This window comes from Streptomyces sp. NPDC051183, from assembly GCF_040682455.1.
Classification (GTDB): Bacteria; Actinomycetota; Actinomycetes; order Streptomycetales; family Streptomycetaceae; genus Streptomyces.
This window is the reverse complement of sequence record NZ_JBFBBA010000009.1, coordinates 50159-67685: the sequence shown is the minus strand read 5'-3', so window position 1 is coordinate 67685 and position 17527 is coordinate 50159. Positions and strand designations below refer to the sequence as shown.

General features: G+C 71.5%; 17 protein-coding genes and 2 tRNA genes. 11 read left to right on the top strand and 8 right to left on the bottom strand.

Translation table 11 applies throughout. The annotated features are described in order from the left end of the window. Nucleotides 1-152: 152 nt before the first annotated feature. The 3 genes from AB0M99_RS10355 to AB0M99_RS10345 all read left to right on the top strand — a co-directional run bounded on the left by AB0M99_RS10355 (nucleotide 153) and on the right by AB0M99_RS10345 (nucleotide 2117). On the top strand, nucleotides 153-614 hold the full coding sequence (locus tag AB0M99_RS10355) for a molybdenum cofactor biosynthesis protein MoaE (protein ID WP_365918623.1): 462 nt from the start codon (nucleotides 153-155) through the stop codon (nucleotides 612-614). Nucleotides 615-761: 147 nt separating this feature from the next. Next, nucleotides 762-959: a hypothetical protein gene (locus tag AB0M99_RS10350; protein WP_365918621.1), complete on the top strand. Its 198-nt coding sequence runs from the start codon at nucleotides 762-764 to the stop codon at nucleotides 957-959. 69 nt (nucleotides 960-1028) lie between these two features. Beyond that, a complete protein-coding gene (locus AB0M99_RS10345) occupies nucleotides 1029-2117 on the top strand; it encodes a PDZ domain-containing protein (protein ID WP_365918619.1) in 1089 nt (362 codons plus the stop codon). Between the two features lie 21 nt (nucleotides 2118-2138). On the opposite strand, the gene AB0M99_RS10340 is transcribed toward AB0M99_RS10345, so the two are convergent. Then, complete coding sequence (locus AB0M99_RS10340; RefSeq protein WP_365918617.1) at nucleotides 2139-2708, bottom strand: PPA1309 family protein; 570 nt, start codon at nucleotides 2706-2708, stop codon at nucleotides 2139-2141. Nucleotides 2709-2822: 114 nt separating this feature from the next. Between AB0M99_RS10340 and AB0M99_RS10335 the strand changes: the two genes are divergently transcribed. From AB0M99_RS10335 to AB0M99_RS10320, 4 genes are all read left to right on the top strand, one after another. Next, nucleotides 2823-5732 (top strand): UPF0182 family protein, encoded by a 2910-nt coding sequence (locus AB0M99_RS10335; protein ID WP_365918615.1) that lies wholly within the window; start codon nucleotides 2823-2825, stop codon nucleotides 5730-5732. Nucleotides 5733-5795: 63 nt separating this feature from the next. Beyond that, nucleotides 5796-5869 (top strand) — tRNA-Met (locus AB0M99_RS10330). A 205-nt stretch (nucleotides 5870-6074) separates the two neighbouring features. Further along, the gene (locus AB0M99_RS10325; RefSeq protein ID WP_365918613.1) at nucleotides 6075-7931 is read left to right on the top strand and encodes a tetratricopeptide repeat protein; all 1857 of its coding nucleotides are present in this window, start codon (nucleotides 6075-6077) and stop codon (nucleotides 7929-7931) included. Between the two features lie 107 nt (nucleotides 7932-8038). Continuing rightward, a tRNA-Met gene (locus AB0M99_RS10320) sits at nucleotides 8039-8112 on the top strand. A gap of 114 nt (nucleotides 8113-8226) precedes the next feature. Here AB0M99_RS10320 and AB0M99_RS10315 read toward each other — a convergent pair. Then, a complete protein-coding gene (locus AB0M99_RS10315; RefSeq protein ID WP_365918611.1) occupies nucleotides 8227-8643 on the bottom strand; it encodes a Fur family transcriptional regulator in 417 nt (138 codons plus the stop codon). 130 nt (nucleotides 8644-8773) lie between these two features. On the opposite strand from AB0M99_RS10315, the gene AB0M99_RS10310 reads away from it, so the two are divergent. Beyond that, nucleotides 8774-10243 carry a catalase gene (locus tag AB0M99_RS10310; protein ID WP_365918609.1) on the top strand — a complete coding sequence of 490 codons (1470 nt, stop codon included), beginning with the start codon at nucleotides 8774-8776 and terminating at the stop codon, nucleotides 10241-10243. Between the two features lie 82 nt (nucleotides 10244-10325). Here the strand turns inward: AB0M99_RS10310 and AB0M99_RS10305 are convergent, their stop codons facing one another. Continuing rightward, the gene (locus tag AB0M99_RS10305) at nucleotides 10326-10721 is read right to left on the bottom strand and encodes a CBS domain-containing protein (RefSeq protein WP_365918607.1); all 396 of its coding nucleotides are present in this window, start codon (nucleotides 10719-10721) and stop codon (nucleotides 10326-10328) included. Between the two features lie 140 nt (nucleotides 10722-10861). Beyond that, on the bottom strand, nucleotides 10862-11665 hold the full coding sequence (hisN, locus tag AB0M99_RS10300; RefSeq protein WP_365918604.1) for a histidinol-phosphatase: 804 nt from the start codon (nucleotides 11663-11665) through the stop codon (nucleotides 10862-10864). A gap of 123 nt (nucleotides 11666-11788) precedes the next feature. Here hisN and AB0M99_RS10295 point away from each other — a divergent pair, with 123 nt between their 5' ends. Continuing rightward, nucleotides 11789-12352: a TetR/AcrR family transcriptional regulator gene (locus AB0M99_RS10295; RefSeq protein ID WP_365918602.1), complete on the top strand. Its 564-nt coding sequence runs from the start codon at nucleotides 11789-11791 to the stop codon at nucleotides 12350-12352. Here AB0M99_RS10295 and AB0M99_RS10290 read toward each other — a convergent pair. From AB0M99_RS10290 to AB0M99_RS10275, 4 genes are all read right to left on the bottom strand, one after another. Beyond that, complete coding sequence (locus AB0M99_RS10290; protein ID WP_069921864.1) at nucleotides 12318-12641, bottom strand: multidrug efflux SMR transporter; 324 nt, start codon at nucleotides 12639-12641, stop codon at nucleotides 12318-12320. The two genes, AB0M99_RS10295 and AB0M99_RS10290, sit on opposite strands and share 35 nt — an antisense overlap. Before the next feature lie 136 nt (nucleotides 12642-12777). Next, nucleotides 12778-13788, bottom strand: coding sequence for a ribosome small subunit-dependent GTPase A (gene rsgA, locus AB0M99_RS10285; protein WP_365918600.1), 1011 nt, complete (start codon nucleotides 13786-13788; stop codon nucleotides 12778-12780). A gap of 8 nt (nucleotides 13789-13796) precedes the next feature. Continuing rightward, nucleotides 13797-15152 carry a 3-phosphoshikimate 1-carboxyvinyltransferase gene (gene aroA, locus AB0M99_RS10280; protein WP_365918598.1) on the bottom strand — a complete coding sequence of 452 codons (1356 nt, stop codon included), beginning with the start codon at nucleotides 15150-15152 and terminating at the stop codon, nucleotides 13797-13799. A gap of 64 nt (nucleotides 15153-15216) precedes the next feature. After that, complete coding sequence (locus tag AB0M99_RS10275) at nucleotides 15217-15930, bottom strand: M50 family metallopeptidase (protein ID WP_365918596.1); 714 nt, start codon at nucleotides 15928-15930, stop codon at nucleotides 15217-15219. 53 nt (nucleotides 15931-15983) lie between these two features. On the opposite strand from AB0M99_RS10275, the gene AB0M99_RS10270 reads away from it, so the two are divergent. Both AB0M99_RS10270 and AB0M99_RS10265 read left to right on the top strand, forming a co-directional pair. Next, on the top strand, nucleotides 15984-16802 hold the full coding sequence (locus tag AB0M99_RS10270) for an SOS response-associated peptidase (protein WP_365918594.1): 819 nt from the start codon (nucleotides 15984-15986) through the stop codon (nucleotides 16800-16802). A gap of 17 nt (nucleotides 16803-16819) precedes the next feature. Further along, nucleotides 16820-17452, top strand: a complete 633-nt coding sequence (locus AB0M99_RS10265) for an alpha/beta family hydrolase (protein ID WP_365918592.1) — start codon at nucleotides 16820-16822, stop codon at nucleotides 17450-17452. Nucleotides 17453-17527 lie beyond the last annotated feature (75 nt).

Below are 17527 nucleotides of genomic sequence, written 5' to 3'. Positions count from 1 at the left end.
GCCGGGCGCGCCCGATGGCCCCGGAGCGCGGCCGGGGAGCGGGGGACGCGGCCGCCACCAGCGGGTTTCTGTAGGAGGCTCCCAAGGGTGCGGGTCCGGCCCGGGTGAAAGGGCTATTCCGCCGCACCGGCGGCTAGGGCACGATGGAAGCTATGGCACCGCACTTCGACCACCCCGGCGAGCAGCCCGCTCCGGATCCGATCCGGCTGCTCGAGATCCGCGAGACCCCGCTCTCGCTCGACGAGGTCTTCCAGGCCGTCGGCGACGATGCGACGGGCGGCACGACCCTGTTCGTCGGCACGGTGCGCAACCACGACGGCGGGGCCGACGTCGACTCCCTCGGCTACTCCTGCCACCCGACGGCCGAGGCGGAGATGCGCCGCGTCGCCGAGCGCGTCGTGGAGAAGTACCCCGTCCGCGCCCTGGCCGCCGTGCACCGCGTGGGCGACCTCTCGGTCGGCGACCTCGCGGTCGTCGTCGCCGTGTCCTGCCCGCACCGCGGCGAGGCCTTCGAGGCCTGCCGGATGCTGATCGACGACCTCAAGCACGAGGTTCCGATCTGGAAGCACCAGACCTTCTCCGACGGCACGGAGGAGTGGGTCGGCGCCTGCTGAACCCCGGCTGCGGCGCGCCCCCCGGAAGGGGGTAGCGTCGCACCCGTTCGGCCGCGCAACACGCCCTCGATTTGCGTAACCCCCTCCCGGGCACGAGCGTTGAAGCCACACGACGACACGTACTTTTCGGGGTAGGGAGGCACGCCCATGGCGTCTCTGGCGTGGTTGCTGATTCCGCTGTTCGCCGCGATCGGAGCGGCGATATGGGGCAGCTGGGCGGCACGCGACCGTACATCCGGCGACATATCCGAGCTCGCGGGCTACGCGAGGTTCCGTGAAGCCATGGGCAAGGCCGAGCAGGCCAGGACGAAGGCCGACGCGCACTCCGGTTCCGACGCCGTCTGAGGCGTCCCGGAGCCCCGTACGGCCCGGCCCGGGCGGCCGCGTGTCAGGACGGTCCCGTACTGTCGATCCATGCCACGCCGCACTGCGACGATGCTCGCCTCCACCCTCATGCTGTTCGCGCTGCTCTGCGCAGGGGTGTTCATCAAGGTCCCGTACTCCGAGATGAGCCCGGGCCCCACGGTGAACACGCTCGGGGACTCGCACGGCGAGCCCGTCCTGAACGTGTCGGGGCGCAAGACGTATCCGACCACCGGGCACCTGAACATGACGACGGTCCGCGTCACGGGCGCGGACTACGACATGAACCTGCTGGAAGCGGTGTACGGCTGGCTGGCGGGCGACAACATCGTCGTACCGCACGAGAACCTGTACCCGAACGGCAAGACGGACCAGGAGTCCACCCAGGAGAACGCCGAGGAGTTCAGCCAGTCGCAGCAGAGCGCCAAGGTGGCGGCCCTCAAGCAGCTCGGCATCCCGGTCTCCGCGCGCGTGATCGTTTCCTCCGTCGTCAAGGGCAGCCCCTCCGAGGGCAGGCTGCACGCCGGCGACGTGATCAAGGCCGTGGACGGCACCCCCGTCAACGCCCCCGACGACGTGGCCAAGCTCGTCACCAAGCACAAGCCCGGCGAGCCCGTCGAGTTCACGATCATCCCCGCCGCGGAGGCGGCCGAGGCGGCGAAGGCGCACCGCGAGCCCACCGGCTCCGCCAAGGTCACGATCACCGCGGGCAAGGCGGAGGGCGACGGTCACGCCATCGTCGGCATCCGGGCCGGCACCGACCACACCTTCCCGTTCACGATCGACATCAAGCTCGCCGACGTCGGCGGCCCGAGCGCGGGCCTGATGTTCGCCCTCGGCATCGTCGACAAGCTCACGCCCGAGGACCTGACCGGCGGGAAGTTCATCGCCGGCACCGGCACCATCGACGACACGGGCAAGGTCGGACCGATCGGCGGCATCCAGATGAAGACCATCGGCGCCCGCCAGGCCGGCGCCCGGTACTTCCTCACCCCGGCCGAGAACTGCGCCGCGGCCTCGGGCGACGTGCCCGACGGGCTGACCCTGGTGAAGGTCTCCACCATCGACGACGCCGTGAAGGCCCTGCAGAAGATCAGCAAGGGGGACACGGCCGGACTGCCGCAGTGCAGCAGGTCCTGACCGCGTCCGCCCCGCCGCCCCCTACTTGAAGGTCGCCGCCAGCGCCTCCGCCAGCCCGGGCACCAGGCCCCCGCCGGTGAGCACCTCGGTCGAGGAGTCCTTCTCCCGCAGCCGTACGGCCGACTCGCGCGAGCCGTCGCGCAGCACGGCCACGGTCAGCCGCACCTCCTGGCGCTCGGGGTGCCCGGCGACCCACTTCGACAGCTGCTTGTCGCTGAGCCCCTCCGGTACGGAGGCCTCCGCGGACGGCGGCAGCATCAGCCGCTCCACGGTCAGCGCGCAGCCGACGACGGCATCGGGCCAGGCGATGGTGCCCAGGAACTTGTCGAGGGCGGTTCCCGCGGGCAGCTCGTCCTGCTCGATCGGGGTGAGGGAGCTCTTGCCGGCGTCGTCCTGGTCGAGGCCGAGCTGGCCGGCCAGGCGCGGCTCCTGCTTCTTGAGCTTGGCGGTGTCGACGAGGGCGAACAGCCTGGCGGGCTGGTCCCAGCCGAGACCGGCCGCGTACTCGTCGATCTCGAGGCAGGCACGGGTCAGCGGGCCGGCCGCCATGGGAGTGCCGGGGGAAGGCGAAAGGTTGGACATGGGAAACATCCTGCCTCCTTTCCCCCGGATACCGGGAACTGACTAAAGGCTCAGTAAGTTGCATGAGTGGGCTCTACGATCGGGGGCCCGTTCAACACCTGACACAACACAGCGACTTTCGAGGTGCGCACCTTGGCTTTCCAGATGCCGGACCGCGGCGGAGGCCCCTCCGGGCCACGGATGAGAGTCGGCCGCCCGTCCAGGCGCGCCCGAACTCTTCTGATGACCTTGGGCGTCCTGGCCGTGCTGGCCATGGCGTTCATCATGTTCGCGGGCTTCTGGACCGACTGGCTCTGGTTCCGCTCCGTCAAGTACTCCACCGTCTTCACCACCACCCTGTGGACCAAGATCGGCCTCTTCGCCGTCTTCGGCCTGCTGATGGCCGGTGCCGTCGGGCTGAACATCTGGCTCGCCCACCGGCTGCGGCCGCCGCTCAGCGCGATGTCGATGGAGCAGCAGAGCCTCGACCGCTACCGGATGAGCGTCGCGCCGTACCGGAGGTGGCTGCTCCTGGGCATCGCCGCGCTGGTGGGCCTGATCGCGGGCGCCTCGGCGGCCGGCCAGTGGAAGACCTGGCTGATGTATGTGAACGGGGTGGCCTTCGGACAGAAGGACCCCCAGTTCCACAAGGACGTGTCGTTCTACACCTTCGACCTGCCCTGGTACCGCTTCCTGCTCGGCTTCGGCTTCGCCGCGGTCGTGCTGTCGGTGATCGCCGCGGCCGTCGTGCACTACCTGTACGGCGGACTGCGCGTGACCAGCCCGGGCGCCCGGGCCACCGCCGCGGCGACCGGCCACCTGTCGGTGCTGCTCGGCCTCTTCGTCTCGCTCAAGGCGGTCGCGTACTGGCTCGACCGGTACGGCCTCGCCGTGAAGTCCAGTGACTTCAAGGCGGCGGACAACTGGACCGGCCTGCGGTACGTCGATGCCAACGCCTACCTGCCGGCGAAGACGATCCTCGTCGCCATCGCCGCGATCTGCGCCGTGCTGTTCTTCGCGACGCTGTGGCGCCGCACCTGGCAGCTCCCGGTCATCGGCTTCGGCCTGATGGTGCTCTCGGCGATCCTGATCGGCGGGCTGTACCCGGCGATCGTCCAGAAGTTCCAGGTCCAGCCGAACGAGCAGGCCAAGGAATCCCCGTACGTCGAGAAGAACATCAAGGCGACGCGCGACGCGTACGGGATCGGCGGCGCGGAGGTCTCGGACTACGCGGGCGTGCCCGCCGCGGGCACGGACAAGGGCCAGCTGCGCAAGGCGGCCGACACCACGGCCAGCATCCGCCTGCTCGACCCGAACATCGTCTCCCCGGCGTTCCAGCAGCTCCAGCAGGTCAAGGGCTACTACGCCTTCCCGTCCACGCTCGCCGTGGACCGGTACAGCGGCCAGGACACCGTCATCGGCCTTCGCGAGCTGAACATCGGCGGCATCCCGAAGAACAACTGGATCAACGACCACTTCAAGTACACGCACGGCTACGGCGTGGTCGCGGCCAAGGGAACCACCGTCGGCGACCAGGGCGCCCCGGACTTCACGCAGTCCGACCTCCCCTCCAAGGGGATGTTCGGGACGGACTTCGAGCAGCGCATCTACTACGGCGAGCAGACGAAGCAGTACTCGATCGTCGGTGGACCGCAGAAGGAGCTCGACTACTCGGACGACAAGGGCGAGAAGGAGACGAGCTACAAGGGCGACTCCGGCGTCAACCTGGACAACCCGATCAACCGGGCCGCGTACGCGCTCGCCTTCAGCGAGCCGCAGATCATGTACTCCGGCGCCATCGGCGACGGCTCGCGGATCCTGTACAACCGCACGCCCAAGGAGCGCGTCGAGGCCGTCGCGCCGTGGCTGACCATCGACGGCGCCCCGTACCCGGCGGTCATCGACGGCCGGATCAAGTGGATCGTCGACGCGTACACGACCACCAACGGCTACCCGTACGCCTCGCGGACCACGCTGGGCCAGAGCACCGCGGACTCGCTGACCAACAGCCAGCGCGCGGTCGTGGCGCAGGAGAACCAGGTCAACTACATCCGCAACTCGGTGAAGGCGACCGTCGACGCGTACGACGGCACGGTCAGCCTGTACCAGTGGGACACCCAGGACCCGGTCCTCAAGACCTGGATGAAGGCGTTCCCGGGGACGGTCAAGGCCAAGAGCGAGATCTCCAAGGCGCTCATGGACCACATCCGCTACCCGCAGGACCTCTTCAAGGTCCAGCGGGAGCTGCTGACCCGGTACCACGTCACGGACCCGCAGACCTTCCTCAGCGGCAGTGAGGCCTGGGCCGTTCCGGACGACCCGACGACCAAGGCCGGTACGGCCGTTCCGCCGTACTACCTGTCGATGAAGATGCCGGGCCAGAAGGAGAAGGACCAGGTCTTCTCGCTCACCACGACGTTCACGCCGAACGAGCGGGACAACCTGAGCGCCTTCATGTCGGTCAACGCCGATCCGGGAACCCCGGGCTACGGCAAGATCAGAATCCTGAAGCTGCCGACCAGCAAGCCGGTCGACGGCCCCAAGCAGGTCCAGAGCAAGTTCCAGTCCGAACCGAAGATCGCCGAATCCATCCGCCTGCTGCGCGGCGGCGACTCCGAGGTCGAGTACGGCAACCTGCTGGCGGTGCCGCTCGACGGCGGAATGCTCTACGTGGAGCCGGTGTACGTGCGCAGTTCGGGGCTGAAGTACCCGCTGCTGCGCAAGGTGCTGGTGACCTACGGCGGGCAGACCGCGTTCGAGGACACCCTGGAGAAGGCGCTGAACGTGGTCTTCGGGGCAGAGGCGCCGACCACGCCCACCCCGCCGACCAGCCCGACGACCCCGCCGGACGGCAGCACCACGCCGCCGACCAGCCAGGACCCGACGGTCAAGGCGGCTCTCGCCGACGCGCAGAAGGCCGTGGAGGACGCCGACAAGGCGCTCAAGGCGGGCGACTGGGCGGCGTACGGCAAGGCGCAGAGCGACCTGCAGGCGGCGCTGAAGCGGGCGATCGACGCGGAGGCGAAGCTGACGGCGCCCAAGCCGGGCGGCTAGCAGCCGGCGGCGACACCGTCGGTACGGCTCCGTCCCGCGTCCGTGATACTGTGGTTTCACCGACGCGGGGTGGAGCAGCTCGGTAGCTCGCTGGGCTCATAACCCAGAGGTCGCAGGTTCAAATCCTGTCCCCGCTACTGAAGACGAAGGCCCGGATCCATGGGATCCGGGCCTTCGTCATGTCCGGGGCGACCGGCTTGTTGCGACATGGGGTCACTGGGGCGGGTGAGTTGGGGTGGGACCGTGTTTGACTTATCTCTCTGTGGGCATGTCGACAAAACGCTGTAGTGACCTCACTGGCTGCGACATACCAGGTGTACGCGGGTAGCAGGTGATGCGACGATGGGATTTATGGGGGACAGGTCAACTCTGCTGGAGACAGGGCGGTTTGCGAGGGCGGGGGCCGAATCGGACGTGGAGGTCGATGAGGCGGCTCAGGCTGTCAACGCGCAGACCGCACCGATCGATGCGGTGTTTGAGGAAGAAGCGTTCGTGGACGCCGACACGGCCAGCGACGCGGAGCTGGAGGCGCGCCACCGGGTGGCCGCCGACAAGGGCGACCCCGGTGCGATGAGCGTGCTCGGGGCGCTGCTGCTGCGCCGGGGCGACCTGGCCGGGGCCGAGCCGTACCTGCGCGGCGCCACCGGCGAGGGCGACCGCGCCGCCGCGAACAACCTCGGCGTACTGCTCCACCAGCGGGGATACCCGGAAGAGGCCGCGGGCTGGTGGCGGGTCGCCGCCGTGGCCGGATCTGCTCCGGCCGCGCACGCGCTCGGCCGGTACTTCCGCGAGCGCGGGGACGAGCCCGCGGCGGAGTACTGGCTGCGCCAGGCGGCGGAGTCGGGCCACGCGCTGGGGGCGTACGGCCTGGCGGACCTGCTGGAGCACCGCGGGGACAAGGGCGTGGAGCGGTGGTTCCGCGCCGCCGCCGAACAGGGGCACCGCGAGGCCGCGTACCGGCTGGCGCGGCACCTGCGCAAGGGCGACCCCGCCGAGGCCGAGCAGTGGTACCGCCAGGCCTCCGCGCGCGGACACCGGCGCGCGGCGCTGCACCTGGGCACGCTGCTGGAGGCGCGCGGGGAGCTGAAGGAGGCCGGGCGCTGGTACCTGACCTCCGCCAAGCAGGGCGAGGCACGGGCGGCGTGCGCGCTCGGCTTCCTGCTGCGGGACGCCGGGGACGAGGAGAGCGCGGCCGCGTGGTGGCTGCGGGCGGCGCAGGACGGCGACGGCAACGCGGCCAACGCGCTCGGCGCCATGCACGCGGCGCGCGGCGAGACCCAGACGGCGGAGAAGTGGTACCGGGCCGCGATGGACGCGGGCGACCAGAACGGGGCGTACAACCTGGCGTTGCTGTGCGCGGCGCAGGAGCGCACGGCCCAGGCCGAGCAGTGGTACCGGCGCGCGGCCTACGCGGGACACCGCGAGGCGGCCAACGCGCTGGCCATCCTGCTGCTGCAGGGCGGGGACGCGGCGGGCGCGGAGCCGTGGTTCTCGAAGGCGGCCGAGGCGGGCAGCGTGGACGCCGCCTTCAACCTCGGGATCCTCTTCGCCAGCCGGGACGAGGACCGCACCGCCCTGAAGTGGTACGAGCGGGCCGCCTCGGCCGGGCACACGGACGCGGCGCTCCAGGTCGGCATCGCGCTGGTGCGGGACGGCGAGGACCGCGCGGCCGAGCGGCACCTGCGCTGCGCGGCCGGCGGCGGCAGCGCCGAGGCGGCCTTCCGGCTGGCTTCGCTGCTGGAGTCGCTCGCCCCGCCGCCGGAGCCGGTGGCGCTGGGCGAGCCCGCGGGCGGCGTGGAGCGCACCGAGAGCGAGGAGTGGTACGAGCGCGCCGCCGAGCTGGGGCACCGGCGGGCGCAGGTACGGGTGGGCATGCTGGCCGCGGCCCGGGGCGAGCTGGCCGTGGCCGCGCGCTGGTACCGGGAGGCGGCGGAGGCCGGCTCCCGCAACGGCGCGTTCAACCTGGGGCTGCTGCTGGCCCGCGAGGGGAGCGAGCCGGAGGCGGCGCTGTGGTGGACCCGCGCCGCGGTGGCGGGCCACGGCCGCGCCGCGCTGCGGCTCGGGCTGCTCGCGGCGCGCCACGGCGACCTCGCCGAGGGCCAGAAGTGGTGCATGCGCGCCATGGAACTGGGCCCGGCGGAGGTCTCGGCCCGCGCGGCGCGGCTGCGCGACGCACTGGCCGAGGAACTGTCCGCCTGAACTGTCCGCCCGAACCGGTCCCCGACCCGGTCCCCGGCCCGCGCCTGACCGGCCCGTTAACCGATTTGCATCTGCCGTCCGTGCCCACGTAGAGTTGGGTTTACCGACGCGGGGTGGAGCAGCTCGGTAGCTCGCTGGGCTCATAACCCAGAGGTCGCAGGTTCAAATCCTGTCCCCGCTACTGAAGGCCGAAGGCCCGGATCCCATGGATCCGGGCCTTCGGCCGTTTGCCGGACAAAAGAACGAAGAGAAGGGGCCCGGGAGCGCTGCTCCCGGGCCCCTTCTGCGTTGTCGGCTACGCCCCCGCGCAGTTCGGGCACACCCCGCGGTAGGTCACCTCGACCGCCGACACCACGAAGCCGAAGCGCTCCGCGTCGGGCAGGTCGGCCAGCGGGTTGCCCGCCGGGTGGACGTCGCGTATCGCCCCGCACTGGGCGCACACCAGGTGCTGGTGGGGCCGGTGGGCGTTCGGGTCGTACCGCTTGGCGCGCCGGTCCGTGGAGACCTCCAGCACCTCGCCGAGGGTCACGAGCTCGCCCAGCGTGTTGTAGACGGTGGCGCGCGAGATCTCGGGCAGCTTGGCCACCGCACGCGCGTGCACCTCGTCGGCCGTCAGGTGAACGTGGTCACCGTCGAGCACCTCGGCCACGACACGCCGCTGTGCGGTCATGCGCCATCCGCGTCCGCGAAGTCGTTCCAGCAGGTCACTCATGGGCGTCAGCCTAACAGTGAGGGGATTCGGTGTAACTCCCGAACCGGTGCGGACTTGGATGCTTACTTGACTTAGACAAAGTCCATCGTAGGATCGGTTACGGCAAAGGCCAAGGACAGGACATGCAGGAATGACGCAGGAGGCGCACGTGACGCAGGGACCGCTCACCACGGAGGCCGGGGCTCCGGTCGCCGACAACCAGAACAGCGAGACCGCTGGCGTCGGCGGTCCCGTGCTCGTCCAGGACCAGCTCCTGCTGGAGAAGCTCGCGCACTTCAACCGCGAGCGCATCCCGGAGCGCGTGGTGCACGCCCGCGGCGCCGGCGCCTACGGCACCTTCACGCTGACCCGCGACGTCTCGCAGTGGACCCGGGCGAAGTTCCTGTCCGAGGTCGGCAAGCAGACCGAGACCTTCCTGCGCTTCTCCACCGTCGCCGGCAACCTCGGCTCGGCCGACGCGGTCCGCGACCCCCGCGGCTGGGCGCTGAAGTTCTACACCGAAGAGGGCAACTACGACCTCGTCGGCAACAACACCCCGGTGTTCTTCATCAAGGACGCCATCAAGTTCCCCGACTTCATTCACACCCAGAAGCGCGACCCGTACACCGGCTCGCAGGAGGCGGACAACGTCTGGGACTTCTGGGGTCTGTCGCCCGAGTCCACCCACCAGGTGACCTGGCTGTTCGGTGACCGCGGCATCCCGGCGTCCTACCGCCACATGAACGGCTACGGCTCGCACACGTTCCAGTGGAACAACGAGGCCGGCGAGGTCTTCTGGGTCAAGTACCACTTCAAGACCGACCAGGGCATCAAGAACCTCACCCAGGCCGAGGCCAACCAGCTCGCCGGTGAGGACCCCGACTCCCACCAGCGCGACCTGCGCGAGTCCATCGAGCGCGGCGACTTTCCGACCTGGACCGTGCAGGTCCAGATCATGCCCGCGGCCGAGGCGGCCGAGTACCGCTTCAACCCGTTCGACCTCACCAAGGTGTGGCCGCACGAGGACTACCCGGCGATCGAGATCGGCAAGCTGGAGCTCAACCGCAACCCGGAGAACGTCTTCGCCGAGGTCGAGCAGAGCATCTTCAGCCCGGCCCACTTCGTCCCCGGCATCGGTCCGTCCCCGGACAAGATGCTCCAGGGCCGCCTCTTCGGCTACGGCGACGCCCACCGCTACCGCGTCGGCATCAACGCCGACCACCTGCCGGTGAACCGCCCGCACGCCACCGAGGCGCGCACCAACTCCCGTGACGGCTACCTGTACGACGGCCGCCACAAGGGTGCGAAGAACTACGAGCCGAACAGCTTCGGCGGCCCGCACCAGACGGACCGTCCGCTCTGGGTGTCCACCCCGGTGACCGGCGGCACGGGCAACCACCCCGCGGCCGTGCACAGCGAGGACAACGACTTCGTCCAGGCGGGCAACCTCTACCGCCTGTACTCCGAGGACGAGAAGTCCCGTCTGCTCGAGAACCTGGCCGGCTTCATCGCCAAGGTCTCCCGTGACGACATCGCCGAGCGCGCGATCAACAACTTCCGCCAGGCGGACGGCGACTTCGGCAAGCGGCTCGAAGCCGCGGTCCAGGCCCTTCGCGGCTGACCGGATCGCTTGTCGTAGCGACACGGCGGGCCGGAACTCCCCCGGGGGTTCCGGCCCGCCGTCGTGGGCCGGGCGCCGTCCGCTACGCCGGTACGGCGCGGCGCCGCACCGGCGCCCAGCAGCGGATGACGTCGCGTACGGACACGATGCCCACCGGGCCGCCGTCCTCCAGCACGATCAGGTGACGGAATCCGCCGTGGGCCATGGCCTCGGCGGCTTCCTGCAAGGTGGCGTCAGGGGTGCAGAACACCACGTTGTTGGTGGTGTGCGCGCCCACGGACTCCCGGTCGGGGTCGTGGCCCGCACCGATCGAGTTGAGGATGTCGCGCTCGGTCAGAATGCCGATGCCGCTGTGTTCGGGGTCGAGGACGACGGCCGCGCCGACGCGCCTTCCGGACATCAGGCTGGCCGCCTGACGCAAGGTGTGAGTGGGTCCGAGGGTGAGGATCACGGTGCTCATGGCGTCACGGACGAGCATGAAGAGAGCCACCTCCTGGTGAGACCCCCCGCCTGGGGGGTGCACTTGAGAAGACATTCACAAGCGCACAAGCGGGGGGATTCTCAGATTCCCACGGGTGCCGGGGGCCAACAAGGGGGCGCGCTCGGCGCATCCGCGCGTCAGTCGCGCGGCCGCAGGCGACCCAGCATCTCCTCGTGCAGCAGCCCGTTGGAGGCCGCGGCGTTCCCGCCGTGTACGCCGGCCACCCCGTCCAGGTCGGTGAAGCGGCCGCCCGCCTCCTCGACCACGACCGCGACGGCCGCCATGTCCCACAGGTTCAGCTCCGGCTCGGCGCACAGGTCGAGCGAGCCCTCGGCGACCATCATGTACGGCCAGAAGTCCCCGTAGCCCCGCGTACGCCAGCACGCACGGGTCAGGTCCAGGAACCCCGGAAGCCGGCCCTGCTCCTCCCAGCCGCTCAGCGAGGAGTACGCGAACGAGGCGTCGCCCAGGGCGCCCACCTTCGAGACGCCGATCGCCGTCGCCCCGCCCAGCGCACCGCCCGCGTACGCGCCCTGGCCGCGCGCCGCCCACCAGCGGCGGCCCAGCGCCGGCGCGGACACCACGCCGACCACGGGACGGAAGACCCCGTCGGGGTCCTCGGCCATCAGCGAGATCAGCGTCGCCCACACCGGGACGCCGCGCACGTAGTTCTTGGTGCCGTCGATCGGGTCCACGACCCAGCGGCGCGGGCCGCTGCCCTGGAGGCCGTACTCCTCGCCGAGGATCGCGTCCTCGGGCCGGGCCGCCGCGATCCCGGCCCGGACGATCTCCTCGGTGGCCGTGTCCGCCTCGCTCACCGGCGTCATGTCCGGCTTCGTCTCGACCCTCAGGTCGAGGGCGCGGAAGCGCTCCATCGTGGCGGCGTCCGCCGCGTCGGCGAGCTCAAGGGCAAGGCGCAGGTCATCGTCATACTCGGGCATGTCCGAACAGTATCGAGACCGCCGCGGACCGGCGAACGGCGTCCACAGTGCGACCGGGATGCGCCCTTGACAGGATCTGGCGGTCCGTCAACTCTGGCGGTGACGTCAAGCGGGGAGGCGACGATGCCGACAGCCCGGGAATCCTTGCTCGAAGCGGCGGGAGCGGCGCTCTCGGCGCGCCCCTGGCCCGCCGTGCGGATGGTCGACGTGGCGGCCGCCGCGGGGGTGTCGCGGCAGACCCTCTACAACGAGTTCGCCGGCAAGGCGGGCCTCGGCCACGCCCTCGTCCGGCGCGAGGCCGCCTGGTACCTCGACGGGGTGGACCGGGCCCTCGTGGCGCCGGCCGCGACCGCCGAGCGGCTGGCCGCGGTCGCGGAGTGGACCGTACGGGCGGCCCGTGCGCGGCCCCTCGTACGGGCCCTGCTGACGGGCTGCTGGAACGGGAACTTACCGGTCCCGGCCGGGCAAGGAGTCCGGCCGGGAGTGCCGGCGCTGGGTCCCGCGGAGCTGGTGCGGTGCGTGCGCGAGCGGGCTGACGGGGCCTTCGGGCCGGGGGAGGCGGCGCAGCGGTGCGAGCTCGCCGTACGCCTCGCGGTCTCCTACCTGATAGCCCCGGCCGTGCAGCCGGGCACGGGGGAGCTGCTGCGGCTGCTCAGTGGGCCGAACCGGACAGCTGGAGGCCGATGACCCCGAGGATGACCAGCGAGATCGAGACGAGTTTGAGGGTCGACACGAGGTCGCCGAGGAAGACCATGCCGTAGATCGCGGTCCCGGCCGCCCCGATGCCCGTCCACACCGCGTACGCCGGGCCGACGTCCAGTTTCTTGAGCGCCAGCGTCAGCAGGCCGAAACTGCCGAGCGCGAAGCACGCGAAGGCGACGGTCGGCCACAGCCGGGTGAAACCGTGGGACAGCTTGAGGCAGACCGCGAAGCCGGTCTCCAGGATTCCCGCGACCACGACGAGCAGCCACGCCATGTCGAATGCCTCCCCGCGTCACGTGACCTCACGTCACTTGGTGGGATTGTGCGCTCATCCAGACATGACCTTCGGCAATCCCGGTCAAACCCCGCGGGGCGATCAATCGCCGATCAGTCGCCGGTCGCCCGCCGGGTCAGTCGCCTTCGCGGCGCTCCCGCGTCTCCAGCAGCCGGCGCAGCGAGTAGAGCCGCGCCGGGTCCGCGTGGCCGTCCTCCACCCACTTGTCGAGCGCGCAGTCCTGCTCGTCGTGGCTGCACGCGCGCGGACAGTCCTCCGTACCCGGCACCAGGTCCGGGAAGGCCAGGATCACCCGGGACGGGTCCACGTGGTGCAGGCCGAAGGAGCGCACGCCCGGGGTGTCGATGACCCAGCCCTCCATCCCGGGCAGCGGCAGCGCCAGCGCCGAGGTGGTGGTGTGCCGGCCCCGCCCGGTGACCGCGTTGACCACACCGGTCGCCCGCTTGCGGTCCGGTGCCACCAGCGAGTTGACCAGGGTGGTCTTGCCGACGCCGGAGTGCCCCACGAACGCGGTGATCCGGCCCTCCAGGCGCTCGCGCACCCTGGCGGCCGCATCGCCCGTCGCGAGCTCCTCGCGGTTGGTGACGACGTAGTTCACGCCGAGCGTCGAGTAGATCTCCAGGATCTTGTCCGCGGAGGTCAGGTCGGACTTGGTGAGCACCAGCAGCGGCTCCAGCCCGGCGTCGTACGCGGCCACCAGGCAGCGGTCGATCATCCGGGGCCGCGGCTCGGGGTCGGCCAGCGCCGTGACGATGGCCAGCTGGTCGGCGTTGGCGACCACGACGCGCTCGTACGGGTCGTCGTCGTCGGCGGTGCGCCGCAGCACCGACTTGCGCTCCTCGATCCGCACGATCCGGGCGAGGGTGTCCTTCTTGCCGGACAGGTCGCCGACGATCCAGACCCGGTCACCGACCACCGCGGCCTTGCGGCCCAGCTCCCTGGACTTCATCGCGTGGACCGTGCGGTCCTCGACCAGACAGGTGAGCCGCCCCCGGTCGACGGTCAGGACGAAACCCTCGGAGGCGTCCTCGTGCTTGGGCCGGATGCTCGTCCGCGGCCGGTTGCCCTTGGGGTTGGGCCGCTGGCGGATGTCGTCCTCGTCGGTGTGCTTCCCGTACCTGCGCATGACGTGCCCTACGCTCCCGCACCCGTCGGCGCCTGGCCGGCGAGCATGTCGGACCACATCCTCGGGAAGTCGGGCAGGGTCTTCGCGGTCGTCGCCACGTTCTCGATGCGCACGCCCTCCACGGCCAGGCCGATCACCGCACCCGCGGTGGCCATCCGGTGGTCGTCGTACGTGTGGAACACGCCGCCGTGCAGCGGGCGCGGCCGGATGTGCAGACCGTCGGCCGTCTCGGTGACGTCGCCGCCGAGCTCGTTGATCTCCTTGGTGAGCGCCGCCAGCCGGTCCGTCTCGTGCAGCCGCAGGTGCGCCACCCCGCGCAGGGTGGAGGGGGAGTCGGCCAGGGCGGCGACCGCGGCGATGCCCGGGGTCAGCTCACCGACCTCGCCGAGGTCCACGTCGATGCCGTGGATCTTGCCGGTGCCGGTGAAGACCAGGCCCGCGTCGGTCAGCTCGCAGGAGCCGCCCATCTCCGTGAAGATCCGGCGCAGCGCGTCACCGGGCTGCGTGGTGCGGCGCGGCCAGTCCGGGATGGTGACCGTGCCGCCGGTGATCAGGGCCGCCGCCATGAAGGGCTGCGCGTTGGAGAGGTCGGGCTCGACGACCATGTCGCGGCCGAGCAGCGCGCCGGGCGCGACCCGCCAGACGTCCTTCTCGCCGCCGGCCTCGGGGGTGTCCACCTGGGCGCCCGCCGCGCGCAGCATCTCCACGGTCATCCGGATGTGCGGCATCGAGGGCAGGTTGGAGCCCACGTGCCGGACCTCGACGCCCTGGTTGAAGCGCGGGCCGGAGAGCAGCAGGGCGGAGACGAACTGCGAGGAGTTGGTGGCGTCGATCTCGACCGTGCCGCCCTCCAGGGCCCCGCCGCCCTGGACGGTCAGGGGCAGCGCGCCCCGGCCGTCGTCGTCGATCCGGGCGCCGAGGGCGCGCAGCGCGTTGATGACCTGGCCGAGCGGGCGCTCGTAGGACCGCGGGTCGCCGTCGAAGCGGATGTCACCGGCGGCGAGGGTGGCGACCGGCGGCAGGAAGCGCATGACCGTGCCCGCGTTGCCGACGTCGACGGTGGCCGGTCCGCGCAGGGGGGCCGGGATGATCCGCCAGGCCTCGCCGCCCGCGCCGTCACCGGCGGAGGCGGAGGAGACGGTCTCCTCGATGCCGACGCCCATCGCGCGCAGGGCGTCCGACATCAGCTGGGAGTCGCGCGAGCGCAGCGGGCGGCGCACCCAGCCGGGCTCGGAGGCGAGGGCCGCGAGCACGAGGGCGCGGTTGGTGACCGACTTGGACCCGGGCACGGCGACGGTGGCGTGGACGGCGGCGTCGGCGAGCGGGGCGGGCCAGAGGGCGGGGAGCGCGGAGGTCTCGGTCATGGCCCCCACTTTAGTGGCTACCCACGATGGCAGATCTTGATCGCGGAGCCGTCTCAGGGGTCGGTCAGAGGTCGAGCAGCCAGCGTCCGCCGCCGACCAGCGAGCAGAGCGCGACGACGTGGAAGAGCAGGAGCCAGACCACCGGGTGCAGATGGGTGAGCCGCCCCAACTGGTCCGCGTCGGAATCCGGTGCGCCCCCGTGCCTCCGCTTCGCACCCAGCTCGAAGACCGGCCGGACGCCGCCGAGCAGCAGGAACCACACCACCGCGTACGCGAACACCGACTGCACGTCGGCCGGAGCCAGCCAGGACACGAGCACGAACGCGGCGCCCGTCAGCACCACCGTCAGCGCCCCGTACGCGTTCCGGATCATCACCAGCATGGCCGCGAGCAGCGCCGTGGCCGCCCACAGCAGCAGCGTGATCCGGTGCGCCGACAGCAGCGCCGCCCCGCCGAGGCCGAGCAGCGAGGGCGCCGTGTAACCGGCGGCGGCGGTCAGGATCATCCCGAGGCCGTAGGGCTTGCCCCGGCTGACGGTGACCCCGCTGGTGTCCGAGTGCAGCCGGATCCCGTCGAGCTTGCGCCCGGTCAGCAGCGCCAGCAGCCCGTGCCCGCCCTCGTGGGCGATGGTCACGGCGTTGCGCGAGAGCCGCCACAGCGGGCGCGGACCCACGGCGGCCAGTGCGGCCAGCCCCGTCGCGATCACCAGCCACCGCTCGGGCGCTGCCTGTATGCCCGTGAGCCGGTCCCACAGACCGGCGGTGGTGCTGACGTACATGATCTGGCGGACTCCTTGCGGTGGTGGTCGGCTGCCATGGCAGTGTGGCAGCCATGTGCGGAAGGTATGCAGCGAGCCGTGGGCCCGAGGATCTGGTGCGGATCTTCGGGGTCGAGAAGTGGGAGCCGACGGAGACGCTGGCCCCCGACTGGAACGTGGCTCCGACGAAGCAGGTCCACGTCGTCCTGGACCGTCCACTGAAAGACGCGCCGAGCCCGCGTCCGGTTCGGCAGTTGCGCGCACTGAAGTGGGGGCTGGTCCCGTCCTGGGCCAAGAACCCCGACGGCGCCGCCCGGATGATCAACGCCCGGGCCGAGACGCTGCACGAGAAGCCGTCCTTCCGGCGCCCCTTCGCCCAGCGCCGCTGCATCGTCCCCGCCGACGGGTACTACGAGTGGGTCACCGCCCACGACGAGCGCCGGCTGGAGGTCGAAGGCAGGAAGAAGAGGGCCCGCAAGCAGCCGTACTTCGTCCTGCCCTCCGACGGCTCCGTCTTCGCGATGGCCGGGATATACGAGTTCTGGCGCGACCGCACCCTGCCCGACGCGCACCCGCTCGCCTGGTGGGCGACCTGCTCGGTGATCACCACGGAGGCCGAGACGGGACCGCTGGCCGCTGCCCCGGCCGAGGGGCCGCGCTCGCTGTCCGAGATCCACCCCCGGATGCCGCTGATGCTGACCCCGGACCGCTGGGACGCCTGGCTGGATCCGGCGAACACCGACACCGAGGGGGAGCTGCGGGGGCTGCTCGCGCCGCCGCCGGGCGGGCTGATGCGGGCCTACCCGGTGTCCACCGCCGTCAGCAACGTGCGCAACGGCGGGCCGGAGCTTCTGGAGGAGCTGGCCGCGCCGGAAGAGGGCACGCTGTTCTGACCCGGCATGATCGGCCCATGACCACCGAGAGCGTCGACACCCCGGCGGGCGAGGCCCGCGTCACCTGGTACCCCGCCCGCGAGGCGCGGCTCGTGCTCGCCGTCGGCCACGGCGCGGGCGGCGGCATCGAGGCCCGGGACCTGAAGGCCCTGGCCGGGGCCCTGCCCGCGCGCGGGGTCACCGTGGCCCTGGTGGAACAGCCCTGGCGGGTCGCCGGGAAGAAGGTCGCCGCCGCGCCCAAGGTGCTCGACGAGGGCTGGCGGGGCCTGTGGCCGGTGCTGGCGGGCCCCGGCCTGCCGGTGGTCGCGGGCGGCCGCAGCGCCGGGGCCCGGGTGGCCTGCCGGACCGCGGTCGAACTGGGCGCGGCCGCCGTGCTGGCCCTGGCCTTCCCGCTGCACCCGCCGGGCCGGCCAGAGAAGTCCCGCGCCGGGGAGCTGCTCGACGCCGGGCGCCCGACCCTGGTGGTGCAGGGCGGCCGCGACCCCTTCGGGCGCCCGGAGGAGTTCCCCGGGGGCGGCCACGAGCTCGTGGAGGTCCCGTACGCGGACCACGGGTTCGCGGTGCCCAAGAAGGCCGAGCTGACCCAGGAGGAGGCCCTCGACCGGATCACGGCGGCGGTCCGGGACTGGCTGGCGCGGCTGCCCGTGTGACGCCCGCGTATGACGTGCGCGTACGGCGTGTGCGTACGACGTGTGTCTACGACGGTGCCCGGATGGACGGCGGCC

What these genes read in the sequence shown, in the direction of transcription:
- AB0M99_RS10355 (WP_365918623.1), top strand. Translation starts at nt 153, where the DNA reads ATGGCACCGCACTTCGACCACCCCGGCGAGCAGCCCGCTCCGGATCCG.
- AB0M99_RS10350 (WP_365918621.1), top strand. Translation starts at nt 762, where the DNA reads ATGGCGTCTCTGGCGTGGTTGCTGATTCCGCTGTTCGCCGCGATCGGA.
- AB0M99_RS10345 (WP_365918619.1), top strand. Translation starts at nt 1,029, where the DNA reads ATGCCACGCCGCACTGCGACGATGCTCGCCTCCACCCTCATGCTGTTC.
- AB0M99_RS10340 (WP_365918617.1), bottom strand. Translation starts at nt 2,708, where the DNA reads ATGTTTCCCATGTCCAACCTTTCGCCTTCCCCCGGCACTCCCATGGCG.
- AB0M99_RS10325 (WP_365918613.1), top strand. Translation starts at nt 6,075, where the DNA reads ATGGGATTTATGGGGGACAGGTCAACTCTGCTGGAGACAGGGCGGTTT.
- AB0M99_RS10315 (WP_365918611.1), bottom strand. Translation starts at nt 8,643, where the DNA reads ATGAGTGACCTGCTGGAACGACTTCGCGGACGCGGATGGCGCATGACC.
- AB0M99_RS10310 (WP_365918609.1), top strand. Translation starts at nt 8,774, where the DNA reads ATGACGCAGGAGGCGCACGTGACGCAGGGACCGCTCACCACGGAGGCC.
- AB0M99_RS10305 (WP_365918607.1), bottom strand. Translation starts at nt 10,721, where the DNA reads ATGCTCGTCCGTGACGCCATGAGCACCGTGATCCTCACCCTCGGACCC.
- hisN (WP_365918604.1), bottom strand. Translation starts at nt 11,665, where the DNA reads ATGCCCGAGTATGACGATGACCTGCGCCTTGCCCTTGAGCTCGCCGAC.
- AB0M99_RS10295 (WP_365918602.1), top strand. Translation starts at nt 11,789, where the DNA reads ATGCCGACAGCCCGGGAATCCTTGCTCGAAGCGGCGGGAGCGGCGCTC.
- AB0M99_RS10290 (WP_069921864.1), bottom strand. Translation starts at nt 12,641, where the DNA reads ATGGCGTGGCTGCTCGTCGTGGTCGCGGGAATCCTGGAGACCGGCTTC.
- rsgA (WP_365918600.1), bottom strand. Translation starts at nt 13,788, where the DNA reads ATGCGCAGGTACGGGAAGCACACCGACGAGGACGACATCCGCCAGCGG.
- aroA (WP_365918598.1), bottom strand. Translation starts at nt 15,152, where the DNA reads ATGACCGAGACCTCCGCGCTCCCCGCCCTCTGGCCCGCCCCGCTCGCC.
- AB0M99_RS10275 (WP_365918596.1), bottom strand. Translation starts at nt 15,930, where the DNA reads ATGTACGTCAGCACCACCGCCGGTCTGTGGGACCGGCTCACGGGCATA.
- AB0M99_RS10270 (WP_365918594.1), top strand. Translation starts at nt 15,984, where the DNA reads ATGTGCGGAAGGTATGCAGCGAGCCGTGGGCCCGAGGATCTGGTGCGG.
- AB0M99_RS10265 (WP_365918592.1), top strand. Translation starts at nt 16,820, where the DNA reads ATGACCACCGAGAGCGTCGACACCCCGGCGGGCGAGGCCCGCGTCACC.